Raw genomic sequence first — 17,281 nt, forward strand, 5'->3', positions numbered from 1 at the left:
CGCCCCTCACCGCGTAGGATCACGGTATGCCACGATCACGGGTGCGCCGGTACGCGCTGCGCACACTAGCTGTCCTTGGTGTTCTTGTTCTCCTCGCAGTGGGCGGCATGGTGGCGTGGAGCCAGATCGGAGTCATGCCCGCAGAACCTGACCCACTCGCCTCTGTCACCAATGACCCACGCATCACCGTCACCGATGCAGGGCTCGCACTTGTTCTGACCCCCACCGACCCCACCACATCCGATGCACCCCTAACCAGCACCGGTCTTGTCATGATTCCGGGGGCAAAGGTTGAGGCAGCCGCCTACGTGGCAACATTCGCGGACGTTGTCACCACCACCGGGGTGACAGTGGTGATCACCAAACCGTGGCTCAACCTCGCGTTCTTCGATGTTCGCCCGCTGTCTACCTTCACCGACCTCGCCCCGAATGTGGACACGTGGATGGTGGCCGGTCACTCCCTGGGCGGTGTGAGAGCCTGCCAGCTCGCCTCCGACACCAGCGGTGTGATCCTGCTCGCGTCGTACTGCGCAACCGACATCTCCACCTCTACCCTGCCCGTCCTCAGCATTTCCGGCAGCGAAGACGGGTTATCCACCCCAGAAAAAATTGCCGATGCGCGGCCCCTCCTGCCCGAAACTGCAACGATAAGAGAAATCGAGGGTGCAAACCATGCGGGGTTTGGTGCTTACGGTGAGCAATCAGGCGATGGGGTTGCCACCCTTGACCCGGCGACAACCCGCGCCCTCATCAGTGAGGACATCATCACGTTCCTCATGCGATGAACCGGGCTCGCACATCAGCAAGCAGTGGAAGGGCGTTACGCCACAACAAAAACGACACCACCCCACCAAGGAGTAACAGCACCCCATCTGAGGTGAGGTACACAATCCCCAAGCTGAACACCCACAACGACAACGCACCCAGAGACACCCGTGGTGTCGCTGTCACGTAGTACAACCCCAGCCGGGCAACATCACGCCACCGAAACGCGAACTGTGAATGAATGTGCAGGGCGTGACTGAGCCACACGAGCGACACAATGGTGATGCCCACACCCGCCCACACGAACCCGGTGGGGATCCCCGCGGTAGCCCCAAACGCTGCGTTGAACGCAGTCAACCCGCCCAACCCCACAACAGGTGCGGACAACACTAACGCCCCTACCGTGTTGCGTCGCAGTCCATAAAAGAACGCGGCGAACGGACTGTCGTCCAGGTCACGGGTGCGCTGCTGGCAGGTGAAAAAGGCAGCTGACACCCCCGGCGCACACGCCCACACCATCACCGCAAACAATGGGATGTTTGACGCATCACGATCCAGGAAGATCGACACCCCACAAGGCACCGCTACCGCGAGCGCGAGGCATGCGGTGAGGGCCAGCATCCAGTACGTCTGTTTGGTGACGCGCGCAAGGATTCCGGTGCCGAACTCTTGGGGGGCTGCCATCAGTTGGTGTCCTCGGGTGTGTGGTCGCGGTGTCGGGCAATGACGGCGACGTCGGTGGGGTTCAGGGTGATGGTATCGCCTTCGGTGAGGGTGTGGCCGGTGAGGAGGTTCGTTCCGTTAAAGGGCAGTGTGAGGGTGTGGGGGGTGTGGTGGTGGTTGAGGAGGAAGTCGATGTGTCCGCGGCGGGTGTGTTCGAGGCCAGGGGTTGCTGCGAAGGGTGAGGTGATGTGGTGGCGGGCAATGGCGTTGTGCATGATGGTGGTCATGGTTGTGTCGTCGAGGATGGTGCCGATGTACCAGGCGTCACCTGCGCCGACGCTGCGCCGGGTTGCTGCGGGGGTTCCGGTGAACCAGTCGCCGGTGTAGGTAGCGACTGGTTCCGCGCCGTCGAGTTGGATGATGTCGTACACCAGGTGCCCTGTCCCGTGTGTGGGCGTGTTGGTGCGGTGTGGGGTGAGTGGGTTGGTGAGGTCGGTGGTGAGGGTGACGGGGTCGTTGGGGTGGTGGGCGTCGGTTTCGTCGATGCGGATCCCGAACAGTGGGGCAAGCGGGCCTGGGGTGATGTCAAGGAAGGCGTGGTCGTTGGTGTCGACTCGCCCTGACATGACGGTCGTGATGACGGTACCGCCACGGTGGGCGACGTCAGTGAGGCGTTGGGTGATGTCGGTGGTAAGCATGTGCAGGGCGGGGGCGACGACGACGTCGTAAGTGTCCAGCGGCGCGGTGATGGGGATGACGTCGAGGGGGACTCCGGCTTCCCACAGGGGTGTGTACAGGCGCAGCACGGTGTCGATGTAGGACAGGTGTCGGTTGGGGCCGTCGGACATTTCTAACGCCCACCAGGAGTCCCAGTCGAGGATGACGGCGGCTCGGGCGGGGGTGCGTAACCCCTGCGTGTGCTCACCCAGGGTGTCAAAGTCGTGACCGAGGGTTGCGGCTTCGGTGAAGACGCGGGTGTCGAGCCGCCCGGAGTGGTTGAGGACAGCGCCGTGGTATTTTTCGCAGGCTCCCCGGTTTTGGCGCATCTGGAAGTAGAGGACTGCGTCAGCGCCGTGGGCAACGGATTGCCAGGACCACAGGCCCAGGATCCCAGGTTTTTTCACCGGGTTGACGTCGCGGCTGGCCGTGGTGGAGGGGGTTTGCTCCATGACCCAGAAGGGTTGCCCGTTTTTGAGGCCACGCATGGTGTCGTGGGCAAGGGCCATCCGGTTGGCGCTGTGTTCGTCGGGCGGGTAGTTATCCCAGGACGCGAAGTCAAGGTGGGGTGCCCACCGGTGGTAGTCCAGGGGTTTGTACAGGCCCATGAAGTTGGTGGTGACGGGCAGGTCGGAGTGGGCGCGGATGGCGTCTTTTTCTTCGGTGAAGGTGCGGATCATGGTGTCGGTGGTGAACCGGTAGTAGTCGAGTGTGATCCCTTGGAAGGCGGTGTGGTTGGGGGATTTCCAGTGTTCACTGAGGATCGTGGGGGGCACGATCTGGTCCCAGTTCGTGTACCGGTGGGACCAAAACGTCGTGTACCAGGCATCGTTGAGGGCGTCGAGTGTGCCGTATCGGCGGGTGAGCCAGGTGCGGAACTCTTGGGCGCAGTTGTCGCAGTAGCAGGCTCCCCCGTATCCGCCGTATTCGTTGTTGATATGCCAGGCGATCACCGCAGGGTGGTGGGCGTAACGCTGGGCGATGCGTCCCGCAAGTTCGGTGGCGAGGCGCCGGTAGTTGGGTGAGGAGTGGCAGGCGTTGTGGCGTTGCCCGTAGTTGTGGTGGCGTCCTTCAAAGTCGACCCGGTTGACGTCAGGGTAGGTGGTGGCCAGCCATGGGGGGACGGCTGCGGTGGCGGTGGCCAGGACAACCTGGCGGTCTTCGGCGTGTGCCCGGTCGATGATGGCGTCGAGCACGTCGAAGTCGTAGGTGGTTTCGTCTGGTTGGATGAGTGACCACATGAACACCCCAACGGTGAGGGTGTTCATGTGGGCTGCGTTGAACGCGGCGTAGTCGTCGTCCCAGGTTTCGGTGGGCCATTGTTCGGGGTTGTAGTCGCCGCCGTAGCGGATTGACGATGCGGGTGGGAGTGTCATGGTCGCATCCGTTCGTTGGTGGGTAGGCAGGAGCAGGTGGTGTGGGTGGTGTTGGTTAGGCGGTGGCGTGACCGGGGATTCGGGTGTCGTCGATCCATGGTTCGGTGGCGTTGGTGGTGGCGGTGAGTTCCACGAGGGTGATTTCGTGGCGGTCCAGGGTGAGGGTCAGGTCGACGCGGCCGTCAGTGATGGTGTGGGTGGTCACGGTGTGGTGTGGGGTGGCGGCGAGGTGGAGGTGGCGCATCTGCTGGCGGGTGGGTGCTGGCGGGCGGCCCATCGTTTGCCAGGCGGTGAACGCATTTCCGAGGGTGTCGTTGACGCGTTGGCGGCTGGCGTAGGCTGCCGATGCGGGGGCGGGTTTCCCGGGTGTGTGCGCCCCGGCTGTGGGTGCGCTGGTGGGGTCTAGGGGAATGGACAAGCTCACGGTGTGTCCAGCGGTGGGGGTAGCGGGTTCTCCGGTAACCGGGTGCCAGGCAAGGACAGCGATGTGACCGTCTGGGTGTCGGGTGACCAGGTGGTCATCCCCGGTCGAGAGAATGTCGGTGCCCATCGCTGCCATGAATGCGAACAGGTGGTAGGTGGGTTTGGGAATGTTGCCGTGGGTGAGGAGCCCGAACCCACCGTGGAACAACGCACGCGGGACACCTTCTTCTTCAAAGACGTCGCTGATGGTCCAGTAGGAGAATGACGCGACGCCCGTTGAACCGCCGCGGGCAAGCACAGGGGCAAGGTAGGCGGCGTTGTACGCGGTGTCGTGAACGGGGTTGTCGGGCCGGTAGGACGTGTTGTACTCGGAAATGTGGACGGGCAGCCCTTGTAGGGTGGTGCCTTTCAGTTCCTCGCTGGGGATCGCAAACTGGTCAATGAGGTGCTGTGGTTCCATGAGGGTTTGGTACACCCCGAACGGAACATGCTCAGCGGGGCCGGAGGTGTAGGCGTGGCGGGACACAAAATCAATGGGCGCGCCGGTGCGTTCAATGAACGCGATAAACGGCGCCCACCAGTGGTCAGACCCTGGGGATAGGACGGGCCCACCCACCTGGAATCGCGCATCGACTGTTTTAATGGCTCGGGCTGTGCGCTCGTACAAACGGAAGTATTCGTCCTGGTCGGCGTCCTTCCAAAACACGGTGAGGTTTGGTTCGTTCCACACTTCAATGGGCCAGCTCACCGCAGCTTCTGCACCGTACCGGTCAATAAGGTGCCGCAAAGTCACCTGAACAAGCTCGCACCAGGCGTCATAGTCAGCAGGTGGGGTGACCTTCCCTTTCCACCAGAACACCGTTTGGTCCCCTGACGCCAACACCTCCGGCATGAACCCCAACTCCAGCAGTGGGGTCACCCCAGCCTCAAGGTAGGAGTCAATAACCTGGTCAAGGTAGAGAAACGAGTAGCGAACAACCCGTTCGCCACCCACCTCGCTGACCTTGATGATTCCCATATCGTCGTGGAACATGCCGTGCCCGCGGATCGACTGGAACCCAATGTCCGCAACCGCTTTCTTCACCGCGTCACTGTGGCCCTGGCGCAGGGACAACCCCATCCGGCCAGTTCCCACACAGGCGCGCCACGCATCGGTGAGCTGGGCAACAGGGGTTGATGGAACGACATGCATGGCAAGAACTCCTTGGAAAGATGGGTGTGGGAGCGGCCCGGCCACCGGGCAGGTGACCGGGCCGCCAACAGCTCACGTATTAGCCGTTGTTTTCCTGGTAACGCTTGTGCGCACCATTAATGATGTCCATGTAGGCGGACAGGTTTTGACCTTCCAGTTCTGAGACGTACGCATCCCATTCGGAGAGGTCACGTTGACCAAGGATGAACGCGAGCGTGTTTTGCTTGACGTAGTCAGTCAGGGCAGTCTGGTACAAACCAACCTGCTCTTGTTCGCCTTCATCGAGTGGGTAGGGCGGGTTGGCGGGCAGGAGGGTTTTGTCAGCCATGCCTTCAGCCCATGCTTTTTCTTCATCGGAGATGTGTGTGAGCACCAGTTCTTCGGTGGACCCGTGGGCAAGTGAGAACGCACCGTTGAAGAAACCGTAGTCAGCCTGGAAGTGCTTGTCGGCCCCCACGTTGGTGTCCAAGAACTCAATGCCGTCTGCGAGGACCCGGTTACCGTCAGCGTCTTTCGTGAAGGTTTCCCCTTCGACCCCCCAGCGCACGAACTCAAGTCCTTCATCGGAGTAGTACAACCAGTCAAGGAACTGGAGCATTGCCACGAAGTCGTCGTTGTCTTTGGCGTCGCTGGAAATCATGAAGCCATTTTCGATGCGCGCCCCACGCATGTTGTCACCGGCTGGGCCAGAGGGGACACGGATTTTGTCGAGTTGGAAGTCGTCGCCCTTGGTGGCTTCCAGCACGGTGCGTTCCCGAAGGAGTTCTTGACCGTTCGTGGTGATCGCGAAGGACTGTTCGTTGGCGAGTTTCTGGTCAGCTTGGTCGTCTTCTTGGGTGAAGGACTCGGGGTCCATCAGCCCATCTTGGACAAGACCTGCGAAGTATTCGACCATGGTTTTGTAGTCATCTGAGGACCCGGCGAAGTAGAACTCGTCTTTCGCTTCGTCATACAGGGTTCCGCCACCAAAACCCCACCCGGCGACGGTGTTGAAGGATGCTGCTGCCACGTTGAGCAGGGCTTCACCTTTCCACCGGTCGGAGAAAACATACTTCGTGTTCTTCTCTTTTTTGATGGCTTCCAGCACGGTGCGGAACTCATCCCAGGTGGCGGGTTCTTCCAGGCCAAGGTCCTCAAGAATGTCTGTGCGCAACCCAATGGAGTAGTCGTAGCGCATCTTCTCGTAAATACCTGGCAGCATGTAGTACTTGCCGTCAGCTTGGCGGATGGTGTCGAGGTCACCTTCCAGGTCCCAGTCTTGCAGCTTTTGTTGGAAGTTCGGCATGAGGTGGACGTAGTCCGAGATCGGCAGGATCGCGCCTGAAGCCACGAACGGCGCTTCTTGACCGGGGTAGGTGACGGTGATGACGTCGGGTGCGTCTCCGGCACCAATGAGGAGGGATCGGCGCTGCTCGTAGTCACTGAGCGGTGCAGAGGTGATGTCAAAGCTGACTTTGTTCTGGTCTTCAATGTGGGTGAAGAGCAACCAGTCGTCTTTGATGGGGTAGTTCGGGTGGTCGCGGTACAACATGGAAAACTCGACGGGTTCGGTGGCAACAAATGTTTGCCCAGCCGCATAGTTCTCCATGGCTCCGACCATGTTGTCCTCAAGTTCTGCTTCGAGGGCGTCGGTGTCCACGGGTTCTGGTTCACTGTTGCCGCTGTCGGAGCAGGCAACAAGGGAGAGAGCGAAGAGGGAGACGGCGGCGGTGCCAACTACCCGAGTCAGTGATCTCCTCATGGTCATACCTTTCTGAGTGGTGATGAATGATGCGCTGTCGGCTGTGACAGGGCACCTGCGGGTGGTGCGCCCGATGCGTCAGCCTTTGACGGCGCCGAGCATGACTCCGGAAACGAAGTATTTTTGGATGAAGGGGTAGAGCATGATGATGGGAAGTACGGTGAGCACCATCGTCACGGATTGGATGTTCGCGGCGACGGCGGACACTTCTGCACCTGCACCACCAACCGATGTGGCAGTTTCAGCGCCCTTGATGAGGTTGCGCAGGTACACCGTGACGGGGTAAAGCTCGCGTTTGTCCATGTAGAGGAACGCGGCGAACCACGAGTTCCAGAACGACACAGCGTAGAACAGTGTCATGGTGGCGATCACCGCTTTGGAGAGCGGCAGCACGATGCGGAACAGTGTTCCGTAGGTACTGAGCCCGTCGATGGCGGCTGCTTCTTCGAGTTCTTCTGGCATGTTTTCGAAGAATGCTTTCATGACGAGCAGGTTGAAAATACTGATTGCGTTGGGGATGACGATCGCCCACAGCGTGTTTTTGAATCCGAGGGCGTTGATGAGGACGTAGTTCGGGATCAGCCCACCGTTGAAGAACATCGTGAACACGGCAATGAGGATGAACCCGTTTCGCCCTTTGAGGTGTTTCTTGGACAGTGCGTAGGCAAACATTGTGGTCATCACCAGCGCAATGACGGTCCCCACGACGGTGTAGACCACGGTGTTGCGGTAGTTCGTCCAAAACATGGAGTCCGCCATCACCGTTTTGTAGGTCTCTACGTTGAACCCACGCGGGTACAAGTTGACCTGCCCGGAGTTGATGAACCCTTCGGAGGAAAACGACTGCGCCACAATGTTGATGAAGGGGTACAGCGTCACAAACATGATGAGGAACAGCACAATAATGTTCACAACACGGAACGTGGTGTACCCGCGGGAGTCTTTGAGCAGTGTGGCGTTGCGGATCGGATATGGTTCGGTGATCTTGTCGGCTAGTTCGCTGGCTTGTGTCGTTACCACAGGCTTGTCCCTACGAGTCGTCGCGAAAGTGCGTTGGCGGACAGAATGAGTGTGAGACCGATGATCGATTCAAAAAGCCCGATCGCGGTGGCGTAGCTGAAGTTCGACGACACAATACCGATGCGGTACAGGTAGGTGGAGATCACATCGGCGGTCGGGTAGGTCAGCGGGTTGTACAGCAACAGGACTTTTTCAAATCCCACCGCCATGAACGACCCAATGTTCAGGATGAGCAGGGTAATCATGGTGGGTCGGATGCCCGGTAGCGTGACGTGCCAGGTTTGTTTCCACCGGTTAGCCCCATCAATGCGGGCCGCCTCATACAGGGTGTGGTCGATTTGGGTGAGCGCAGCCAAGTAGAGGATGGTGCCCCACCCAACGGTTTGCCAGGCTTCTGAGGAAATGTAGATGGTGCGGAACCAGTCGGGGCGTTGCATAAAGGAGATCGGGTCACCGCCGATGGCCTCCACGATCTGGTTGACTGTCCCTTGCATGGAGAACAGTTGAAACACGATCCCCGCAACGATGACGATCGACATGAAGTGCGGCAGGTAGGAGATCGTTTGAACAACGCGTTTAAATTTCGCTGACCGGAGCTCGTTAAGGAGCAGCGCAAGGATGATCGGGAGCGGAAAAATAATGAGAAGAGATAACCCGCCAAGGATCACGGTGTTCTGAAAGACCTGCCAGAACTTTGCGTCGTTGATGAACATCTCAAAGTAGCGAAGCCCTACCCACTCTTCCCCGAAGATTGAGCCACCGGGGCGGAACCGGCGAAACGCAATGACGTTGCCGGCCATGGGCAGGTACCGGAAAATCGCGAGGAACACCAGGGGGAGGACCAGCAGGGAGTACAACTGCCAGTCGCGCCGCAGCGCTGTGCGCCAGCTGATCTGGGCGTGCGGGTTGGTGGCACGCTTTCGTCGTCGCCGGGGGCGGGTTGCGGGTGGTTCGTCCCCCGGGGTCACCTCGGTGATCGGCGGCTCAAGGGCCGCTACGCCTGGGTGCGCACTCATGCGTCACTCGCTTTCGCTCAGGTCCGGCCACTCCTGTGTAGCCGGGACGCGTCACTTGGTCACTCACTATCAGCATCGAAAGTTTCGTGAACATTACCGTAACTCGTTGTGCGTTACACTTTAAGAGTTCGCAGCCAAATAAGTCAACGGCTCGACTAAACTGTAATAATCGCTGATGCGCCCGCAACGTTGCGGGCTAACCCGCACCGAAACATCCTCAACTTCCGAGACAACCTGTCGAAACTTACGTAAGAGCGGTTACGATGATCAGAGCTCTTGCACCCTGGAGATTGGCTGGACTTCATGTCAATGGACACGACCACCACGAGCCCCACCGCGGGCCCGCCGGACAAAGCTGTCACAATCGCGTCAATAGCGCGCGAAGCAGGAGTGTCAGTAGCAACAGTTTCCAAGGTCCTCAACGGTAAAGCTGACGTCTCCCCTGCCACAAAAGCACACGTCGAGTCCATCATCACCGCCCGCAACTACCGCAGGCGCGCCCCCAAAACCAACAGGTCCTCACTCATCGAACTGGTCTTCCACGAGTTCGACACCGCCTGGTCCATGGAACTCGTCGCCGCCGTAGAACGACGCGCCGCCGAAGACAACATCAACGTTGTCATCTCCAGACTCGACACTGACAGCCGTCCACCCAGCCAACTCATCGACGCGATCTGGAACGCAACCCCCTGGGAGTTCTGCTCGTCATGACGTCAGTAGATGACGCCCAAATCGCCCAGTTCGACTCTCGTTCCATTCCCGTCGTCGCCATCGACGCGTTCGGTGACCAACCCGACCGGATCCCCACCGTCGGATCCAACAACTGGAGCGGCGCATTCTCAGCAACAAAACACCTCATCGACCTCGGCCACACCCGCATCGGCATGATCTCCGGGCCCATCCGTTACCTCAACTCACGGGCCCGAGTCGACGGGTACCGATCAGCCCTAGAATCCTGCGGCCTCGACATTGACCGCAGTCTCATCCGCTACGGTGACTTCTTCTTCACCGGAGGCGCCCTGCACGCCCGAGACCTCCTCACCCGCGACAACCGCCCCACCGCGATCTTCGCCGGCTCCGACCTCCAAGCAATCGGAGTGTACCGAACCGCCCAAGAACTCGGCATCCGCATCCCCGACGACCTGTCCGTCGTCGGCTACGACGGTGTCCAACTCACCGAATGGTTATCACCACCACTGACCACCATTGACCAATCCCTCAACCTCATGGGCGAGACAGCCACAGACATGCTCCTCACCCTCGCCGAAGGCGGCACCGTGCGGGTGCCCCACCTCGACCTCTCCACCGAACTCATCGTGCGCGGCTCCACCGCACCACCACCCGCACCATAACCACACCACCCCCAGCCAACCCGCCCCGCGCATCGACCATCAATCCGCCCCGCTGAGGACTGAACATGCCCACCACCGCCACGATCCGCACCTTCTGGGATGACCAACTCGCCCACCTGCCCACACCCACCGTGTCCGCCACCCCCGTACACGGACTCACCGACACCGTCAGTATTGACGACGTCACCTTCACCGGCGCCCACGGCGACCCCATCCGCGGGTGGTTCACCCACCCCACCAACTCCCCCACCAGAGGTGTAGTCGTCGAATACCTCGGGTACGGGCGCGGACGCGGCAAACCCTTTGAACGGTTGTGGTGGGCCGCAGCCGGGTTCGCCCACCTCCTCATGGACACCCGCGGCCAAGGCAGCCAATACGGAACCGGCGGCGACACACCTGACCCACACGGCTCCAGTCCACACGTCCCCGGGTTCCTCACCCAAGGAGCCGACGCACCCAAAAACCTGTACTACGTGCGCCTCATCCTCGACGCAGTCGCCGCCGTCAGCGCAGCCGAAAAACTCTCCGGACACAACCGTCACCACGTGTTTTTGTCTGGGAACTCCCAAGGAGCCGGGATCGCATTGGCGGTGTCTGGTCTCCTGCCCGGACTCGGTGGCGTCATGGCCAACGTCCCGCTGCTATGCGACATTGAACAATCAGTTGAATCCGCAAGCGACGGCCCCTACCTCGAAGCCCGCACCTACGCCGCCACCCACCGCGAGCGCGTGGATGCGTTGTTTGACACTCTCGCACATATTGATGTGGTCAACCTCGTGCCCCGGTCGACCACACCAGCGCTTGTGTCCTACGGGTTGGCGGACACGTTATGCCCGGTTGCTGGAGTGCGCGCCATGGTCGATGCGTATGGTTCTGACACGGGGCATGACGTCCCCGTTGAGGTGGTGGAGTACCGGTTTAACGGTCATGACGGTGGGGACGCCACCCAGTTAGAGAAGCAATTGCGCTGGTTACGGGAGCGGACACGTGCGTAGCCGTTGATGGGTGGTGACGAAACCGGGGATAATCACAGGGTGTCACAGCCGCCATCCCCCTCACGCCGGGCCACCATTTACGATGTGGCACGTGCCGCTGGGGTGTCAGCTGCCACCGTGTCTCGGGCATTTTCCCGCCCCGGGAAGGTGTCCGCGGCGACGGCGGAACAGATTCGCCTAGCGGCAGAGTCGGTGGGGTATCAGGCAGCACCGTCACGCACGGTGTTACCTGGTCGCACGCACCGGCGCGGGATGATCTCTCTTGTGGTGTCCGATATTACCAACCCGGTGTTTTTTGAGTTGATTCGCGGTGCTGAAGAGGAAGCCGCACTCAACGGGTACACACTCCTGCTGGCACATTCACGCGAATCCGGCGACATTGAACGCGAAGCAGTGGAACGTTCCCTCGATATTGTTGATGGTGTCATCCTCACATCCACAAGAATGCCGGGGACAGCAATTCGCGCCATGGCACGACAAACCCCCACCCTCGTGATCAACCGAATCATCAGTGGCGTCCCTAACCTTTTTGTTGACCACGTCAGTGGGACCCGCCACGTTGTCGACCACCTTGCCGCCCTTGGTCACACAGACATCCTCTACTTAGCAGGGCCAGACGCGTCCTGGGCAAGCGGTGTGCGGTGGCAAACCATCAAAGAACACGGCGCCACCCGTGGCATGCGTGCCACCGCCCTCGCGTCGGTTGCCCCCACGATGGATGGTGGAGCGGCCCTCACCGACGCGATCCTCAGCACACGTGCCACCGCCATCATCGGGTTCAACGACATGCTCGCGCTCGGTGCCATGAAAGCGATGCGCCACCACGGGGTGCGCATCCCCAAGGACCGTTCCTTTGTGGGGTTTGACAACTCCACCGGCTCTGACCTTGTCGAACCAGGGCTCACCTCCGTAGCCGCCCCACAACACACGTTAGGTGCAACTGCTGTGCGCACTCTCCTCGCGATGCTCCGTGACCACGGCCCCACCCCACACCATTCCGTACGCCTCCCCACCCGCCTCGTGATCCGCGGATCCACAGGACCGGCCGCACAGTAACCACGTCACCCCACCGCGCATCGGCAAGTTTCGGTGCATGCAACTTTGTGCAACAAATTGCCCCTGCAAGGTGACCTGCCTCACGATCATGGCATGTCACCGTCGATGCAGCTCCACCCAGACCGGCTCTTCCCCGCAGACACCGCAGTCCGCGACATTGCCCGTCACCTCCACGCCAGCATCGAACACCTCCCCATCATCTCCCCCCACGGGCACGTCGACGCCACCCTGCTCGCCAACAACACCCCCTTCCCCGACCCCACCGCACTCCTCATCAGCCCCGACCACTACGTCACCCGGCTCCTCCACGCCAACCGCATCCCCCTCGACCACCTCAGAGTCGGCGGCACCACAACCGTCACCCCAGAAGAAACCTGGCGCACCTTGTGCGCCAACTGGCACCTCTTCGACGGCACCGCATCCGGATACTGGCTCACCCACGAACTCATCACCGTCTTCGGTATCACCGACACCCCCAACGCCGCCAACGCCGACGACATCTACACCACCATCACCACCGTCATCAACACCCCCCAATTCCGGCCCCGAGCCCTCATGGACACCTTCACCATTGAAGTACTCGCCACCACCGACGACCCCCTCGACACCCTCGAAGCCCACGACACCCTCGCCAACGACCCAACCTTCACCCCCCGCGTCATCCCCACCTTCCGCCCCGACGCATACACCAAATTCTGGCACCCCACCTTCCCCGAACTCGCCACCCGACTCATCGACGAAGCCGGCGACGGACACACCGGATACGACGGATACCTCAACGCCATCGCCGCACGCCGCCACTACTTCCGCGAACACGGTGCCGTCTCCTCCGACCACGGCACCCACACCCCCGCAACCCTGCGACTCGACCGCGACGAAGCAGCCCGACTCTTCACCAAAGGCATCAACCGCACCGCCACCCGCGACGAAGCCTACGCATTCGAAGCACACATGCTCTACCAACAAGCACTCATGTCCCTCGACGACCAACTCGTCATGACCCTGCACCCCGGCGTCCACCGCAACACCCACCGCACCACCCTCAACACCTACGGCCCCGACACCGGACACGACATCCCCTTCGCCGTCGACTACGCCACCAACCTCGCCCCACTCCTCAACGCAGTCGGCACCCACCCCGACTTCCAACTCATCTTGTTCACCATCGACGAAACCACCTACTCCCGTGAAATCGCCCCGCTCGCCGGGTTCTACCCCAGCATCTACATTGGCGCCCCCTGGTGGTTCCTCGACGCCCCTGACGCCATGGCCCGCTTCCGCGCCGCCACCACCGAAACAGCAGGATTCTCTCGCTCCGCCGGGTTCATCGACGACACCCGCGCCTTCTGCTCCATCCCCGCACGGCACGACGCCGCACGCCGAACCGACGCAGCCTACCTAGCACGGCTCGTCGCAGAACACCGCATCACCGAAACCCGCGCCCACGAGATCATCGTTGACCTCGTCGACGCCGCACCACGACGGGCCTTCACACTATGATCGACACACTGCCACGCACCCCACTACGCCGCGACACCACCGGCCTCACCGCCCAACGCGACCCGCGCATCGTCCATATCGGACTCGGTGCATTCCACCGCGCCCACCAAGCCTGGTACACCCAACACGCCAACGACAACTGGGGCATCATCGCCTTCACCGGGCGCAGCCCCCACGCCGCAACCCAACTCACCCAACAAGACGGCATCTACACGCTCGTCACCCGCTCCGCCCAAGGCGACACCCACGAAATCATCGACACCATCACCGCCGCCCACGACGGCAACGACCTCACCACCCTCACCGCCCACATCGCAGCCGCCACCACCGCCATCATCACCCTGACCATCACCGAAGCCGGCTACCACTGCATCATGGGCACCACCCCACCCACACTCAACCTCAACGACCCCCACATCGACACCGACATCACCACCCTGCGCACCCTCATCGGCGACGGGCACACCGCCCTCACTACCCACGAACGACGCACCCTCACCCTCACCACCGTCCCCGCACGCATCGTCCTCGGTCTCGCCGCACGAAGAGACGCCGACGCATGGCCGCTGGCCATCATGTCCTGCGACAACCTCCCTCACAACGGCGCAGTCACCCGCGCCGCAATCACCACCATCGCCCACCACGTCGACCCCACGCTGGCACAATGGATCACCGACCACGTGTCCTTTGTCGACTCCTCCATTGACCGCATCACCCCCCGCACCACCGACACCGACAAACGCACCGTCGCCCACGACACTGGCTACCTCGATCACACGCCCGTCATCACCGAACCGTTCTCCTCCTGGGTCATCTCCGGCGACTTCCCCGCCGGCCGTCCCGCCTGGGAAAACGCAGGCGCCCAATTCGTCACCGACATCAACCCCTACGAACGCCGCAAACTATGGCTCCTCAACGGAGCACACTCCCTGATGGCCTACGCCGGTCAACTGCGCGGCCACACCACCGTCTCCGACGCCATGCTCGACCCCGAAGTCACCACGTGGATCAACGAATTTTGGGACGAAGCCGCCCGCCACCTCACCGAACCCGACCTGGACATCCCCGCCTACCGGGTTGCCCTCACCCAACGATTCACCAACCCCCGCATCGCCCACCCACTCGCCCACATCGCCCATGACGGTTCACTGAAACTCGCCGCCCGAGCGGTCCCCGTCTACCAGGCAGAACACGCCGCGGGACGCTCCGGGACCGCTTCTCTGCGGCTCCTCGCCGCGTGGTGTGACCACCTCGTCATCCAACACCGCAACGTCATCCCCATCCACGACCCCAACGCTGACGCCCTCACCCACATCATCACCGCACACGCCAACACGCCACGCGAGCTGGCCACCACCCAAGCGCTCATCACCGTCCTCGACCCCGACCTTGCCGCCAACACCACCGCACTCACCGCCATCCACACAATGCGCGGCTCCTTCTAATCACCCGCATCTTCCATGCTCCGTGGCCCCACCGGTCGCGGCGCACGCTTCAACCACACACCGCACCCACACCACGCGGTAGCGCCGCTACCGCTATCTCCGCACGCCCTTGATGAAAGGACTGACGATGCGCATCGTTCAGGCAGAAGTACTTGTCACCAGCCCCTCCCGCAACTTTGTCACCCTGCGTCTCACCACCGACGATGGGGTCACCGGGCTGGGAGACGCCACCCTCAACGGACGTGAACTGGCCGTCGCCTCCTATCTCAGCGACCACGTCGCCCCGCTCCTCATCGACCGCGACCCCCACCGCATCGAAGACACCTGGCAGTTCCTGTACCGCTCCGCCTACTGGCGCCGCGGCCCCGTCACCATGGCCGCCATCGCGGCAGTCGACATGGCACTGTGGGACATCAAAGGGAAAATCGCTGGTCTTCCCATCTACCAACTCCTCGGTGGCGCCTCCCGTACTGGGTTACGCGCCTACGGGCACGCGTCCGGCACAGACATCCCCTCACTTTTTGACTCCATCCGTCACCACCTGGACCTCGGATACCAGTCGATCCGTGTGCAAACATCAATCCCCGGTATTAAAGCCGTTTACGGGGTGGCCTCCCAAAAACAATCCTCAGGACAACGCTACGACTACGAACCAGCTGGTCGTGGAGCTTACCCGCAGGAGGAGGACTGGGACACTCGCGCCTACCTGCGCCACCTACCCACCGTGTTTGAAGCAGTGCGCAACGAGTTCGGTCCGGAACTCCCACTCCTGCACGACGGTCACCACCGGATGACCCCGATTCAAGCCGCGAAACTCGGCCAGGCTCTCGAACCCTACGACTTGTACTGGTTGGAGGACTGCACACCGGCCGAAAACCAAGAGGCTCTCCGTCTCGTTCGCCAACACACCACGACCCCGTTGGCTATCGGTGAGGTGTTCAATACGGTGTACGACTTCCAGACGCTGATCAAGGAACAACTCATTGATTATGTGCGTGCAGCCTCCACCCATTTCGGGGGGATCTCCCCCTTAAAAAAAGTCATGGATTACGCCGCCCAATACCAGATCAAGTCAGGGTTTCATGGCCCTACCGATATCTCACCGGTCGGGTTCGCCGCGCAACTTCATGTGGGACTTGCCATCCACAACTACGGGATCCAGGAGTTCATGGGCCAATCTGACGCCACCAACACTGTGTTCGAACAACATATGACGTTCACCGATGGATACCTTCACCCCGGTGACGCACCTGGGCTCGGCGTGCACTACAACGACGATGCCGCACAGCATTACCCTTACCAACAGGCGTATCTTCCCTTTAACCGGCTCGCCGACGGGACCGTCCACGACTGGTAAACGTGGGGAGTGCGTGACCGACAGTGACACGGTTCGATCAGTGGCTCAGTAACGTGTTCGTGTCCACAATCGTTCGTGCAAAGACGATACCGTTGACATCAGCAGTGTCTGACAATGACGAGGAGAAATATGTCGTCTTCATGGATCCCAGCATCACCACAACACATTGTTGTGATGGGGGTTTCTGGGTGCGGCAAGACGTCCGTGGGAAGTGCCCTTGCGCAGCGCCTTGGGTGTGAGTTCCTTGATGGGGATACACTGCACTCTGCGGAGAATATTGCGAAGATGACGGCAGGGACTCCCCTCACCGATGAGGACCGTTTCCCCTGGTTGCGTGCTGTGGGACGTGAACTCGGTGACTGTCACGCGTCAGGGCACTCCCTTGTTGTGGGGTGCAGTGCGTTACGACGCTCCTACCGTGATCTTGTCCGTGAGCAGGCGCCTGGCACCGTGTTTTTCCACCTGCATGGTGATATCGAGGTGCTCACTGAACGGCTACGACTCCGTTCCGGGCATTTCATGCCCGCAACGCTCCTTGCTTCACAACTCGACGTACTGGAGCCGTTGGAGGGTGACGAGCAAGGAACCGTGCTGGATGTGGGTTTGAGTATTACTGAGATTGTTGATGCGGCTGTGGAATGGTTGAGCCACACTCGGTGACTA

General features: G+C 61.1%; 15 protein-coding genes. 9 read left to right on the forward strand and 6 right to left on the reverse strand.

The features are described from left to right. Window positions 1-26 precede the first annotated feature (26 nt). Complete coding sequence (locus JDEN_RS12000; protein ID WP_015772639.1) at window positions 27-785, forward strand: alpha/beta hydrolase; 759 nt, start codon at window positions 27-29, stop codon at window positions 783-785. On the opposite strand, the gene JDEN_RS12005 is transcribed toward JDEN_RS12000, so the two are convergent. The 6 genes from JDEN_RS12005 to JDEN_RS12030 all read right to left on the reverse strand — a co-directional run bounded on the left by JDEN_RS12005 (window position 775) and on the right by JDEN_RS12030 (window position 8,913). Beyond that, window positions 775-1,449: a hypothetical protein gene (locus JDEN_RS12005; RefSeq protein ID WP_015772640.1), complete on the reverse strand. Its 675-nt coding sequence runs from the start codon at window positions 1,447-1,449 to the stop codon at window positions 775-777. The genes JDEN_RS12000 and JDEN_RS12005 overlap by 11 nt on opposite strands. Further along, window positions 1,449-3,521 carry a beta-galactosidase gene (locus tag JDEN_RS12010; RefSeq protein WP_015772641.1) on the reverse strand — a complete coding sequence of 691 codons (2,073 nt, stop codon included), beginning with the start codon at window positions 3,519-3,521 and terminating at the stop codon, window positions 1,449-1,451. Before JDEN_RS12010 ends, JDEN_RS12005 begins: the two co-directional genes overlap by 1 nt. 55 nt (window positions 3,522-3,576) lie before the next feature. Then, window positions 3,577-5,136: a GH39 family glycosyl hydrolase gene (locus tag JDEN_RS12015; RefSeq protein WP_015772642.1), complete on the reverse strand. Its 1,560-nt coding sequence runs from the start codon at window positions 5,134-5,136 to the stop codon at window positions 3,577-3,579. Window positions 5,137-5,215: 79 nt separating this feature from the next. Further along, window positions 5,216-6,877, reverse strand: a complete 1,662-nt coding sequence (locus JDEN_RS12020) for an ABC transporter substrate-binding protein (protein WP_015772643.1) — start codon at window positions 6,875-6,877, stop codon at window positions 5,216-5,218. Between the two features lie 78 nt (window positions 6,878-6,955). Beyond that, window positions 6,956-7,897, reverse strand: a complete 942-nt coding sequence (locus tag JDEN_RS12025; protein ID WP_015772644.1) for a carbohydrate ABC transporter permease — start codon at window positions 7,895-7,897, stop codon at window positions 6,956-6,958. Beyond that, window positions 7,891-8,913 carry an ABC transporter permease gene (locus JDEN_RS12030; protein ID WP_015772645.1) on the reverse strand — a complete coding sequence of 341 codons (1,023 nt, stop codon included), beginning with the start codon at window positions 8,911-8,913 and terminating at the stop codon, window positions 7,891-7,893. Before JDEN_RS12030 ends, JDEN_RS12025 begins: the two co-directional genes overlap by 7 nt. Before the next feature lie 309 nt (window positions 8,914-9,222). Between JDEN_RS12030 and JDEN_RS14170 the strand changes: the two genes are divergently transcribed. The 8 genes from JDEN_RS14170 to JDEN_RS12065 all read left to right on the forward strand — a co-directional run bounded on the left by JDEN_RS14170 (window position 9,223) and on the right by JDEN_RS12065 (window position 17,278). Continuing rightward, complete coding sequence (locus JDEN_RS14170; RefSeq protein ID WP_226926626.1) at window positions 9,223-9,624, forward strand: LacI family DNA-binding transcriptional regulator; 402 nt, start codon at window positions 9,223-9,225, stop codon at window positions 9,622-9,624. Then, window positions 9,621-10,265, forward strand: a complete 645-nt coding sequence (locus JDEN_RS14175; protein WP_226926625.1) for a substrate-binding domain-containing protein — start codon at window positions 9,621-9,623, stop codon at window positions 10,263-10,265. The genes JDEN_RS14170 and JDEN_RS14175 overlap by 4 nt, the downstream gene beginning before the upstream one ends. A gap of 65 nt (window positions 10,266-10,330) precedes the next feature. Next, entirely contained in the window at window positions 10,331-11,260 is a 930-nt protein-coding gene (locus JDEN_RS12040) for an acetylxylan esterase (RefSeq protein WP_015772646.1), read from the forward strand. Window positions 11,261-11,299: 39 nt separating this feature from the next. Further along, window positions 11,300-12,316 (forward strand): LacI family DNA-binding transcriptional regulator, encoded by a 1,017-nt coding sequence (locus JDEN_RS12045; protein ID WP_041288549.1) that lies wholly within the window; start codon window positions 11,300-11,302, stop codon window positions 12,314-12,316. 93 nt (window positions 12,317-12,409) lie between these two features. After that, the gene (uxaC, locus tag JDEN_RS12050) at window positions 12,410-13,816 is read left to right on the forward strand and encodes a glucuronate isomerase (RefSeq protein ID WP_041287939.1); all 1,407 of its coding nucleotides are present in this window, start codon (window positions 12,410-12,412) and stop codon (window positions 13,814-13,816) included. Then, window positions 13,813-15,261: a mannitol dehydrogenase family protein gene (locus tag JDEN_RS12055; protein ID WP_015772649.1), complete on the forward strand. Its 1,449-nt coding sequence runs from the start codon at window positions 13,813-13,815 to the stop codon at window positions 15,259-15,261. Before uxaC ends, JDEN_RS12055 begins: the two co-directional genes overlap by 4 nt. Before the next feature lie 127 nt (window positions 15,262-15,388). After that, entirely contained in the window at window positions 15,389-16,618 is a 1,230-nt protein-coding gene (manD, locus tag JDEN_RS12060; protein ID WP_015772650.1) for a D-mannonate dehydratase ManD, read from the forward strand. A gap of 129 nt (window positions 16,619-16,747) precedes the next feature. Further along, complete coding sequence (locus JDEN_RS12065) at window positions 16,748-17,278, forward strand: gluconokinase (protein WP_015772651.1); 531 nt, start codon at window positions 16,748-16,750, stop codon at window positions 17,276-17,278. The last annotated feature ends 3 nt before the right edge of the window (window positions 17,279-17,281 follow it).

This window comes from Jonesia denitrificans DSM 20603, from assembly GCF_000024065.1.
Lineage (GTDB): Bacteria > Actinomycetota > Actinomycetes > Actinomycetales > Cellulomonadaceae > Jonesia > Jonesia denitrificans.

Coding starts and splice junctions, on each gene's coding strand:
- JDEN_RS12000 (WP_015772639.1), top strand. CDS start 27: ATGCCACGATCACGGGTGCGCCGGTACGCGCTGCGCACACTAGCTGTC.
- JDEN_RS12005 (WP_015772640.1), bottom strand. CDS start 1,449: ATGGCAGCCCCCCAAGAGTTCGGCACCGGAATCCTTGCGCGCGTCACC.
- JDEN_RS12010 (WP_015772641.1), bottom strand. CDS start 3,521: ATGACACTCCCACCCGCATCGTCAATCCGCTACGGCGGCGACTACAAC.
- JDEN_RS12015 (WP_015772642.1), bottom strand. CDS start 5,136: ATGCATGTCGTTCCATCAACCCCTGTTGCCCAGCTCACCGATGCGTGG.
- JDEN_RS12020 (WP_015772643.1), bottom strand. CDS start 6,877: ATGAGGAGATCACTGACTCGGGTAGTTGGCACCGCCGCCGTCTCCCTC.
- JDEN_RS12030 (WP_015772645.1), bottom strand. CDS start 8,913: ATGAGTGCGCACCCAGGCGTAGCGGCCCTTGAGCCGCCGATCACCGAG.
- JDEN_RS14170 (WP_226926626.1), top strand. CDS start 9,223: ATGGACACGACCACCACGAGCCCCACCGCGGGCCCGCCGGACAAAGCT.
- JDEN_RS14175 (WP_226926625.1), top strand. CDS start 9,621: ATGACGTCAGTAGATGACGCCCAAATCGCCCAGTTCGACTCTCGTTCC.
- JDEN_RS12040 (WP_015772646.1), top strand. CDS start 10,331: ATGCCCACCACCGCCACGATCCGCACCTTCTGGGATGACCAACTCGCC.
- uxaC (WP_041287939.1), top strand. CDS start 12,410: ATGTCACCGTCGATGCAGCTCCACCCAGACCGGCTCTTCCCCGCAGAC.
- JDEN_RS12055 (WP_015772649.1), top strand. CDS start 13,813: ATGATCGACACACTGCCACGCACCCCACTACGCCGCGACACCACCGGC.
- manD (WP_015772650.1), top strand. CDS start 15,389: ATGCGCATCGTTCAGGCAGAAGTACTTGTCACCAGCCCCTCCCGCAAC.
- JDEN_RS12065 (WP_015772651.1), top strand. CDS start 16,748: ATGTCGTCTTCATGGATCCCAGCATCACCACAACACATTGTTGTGATG.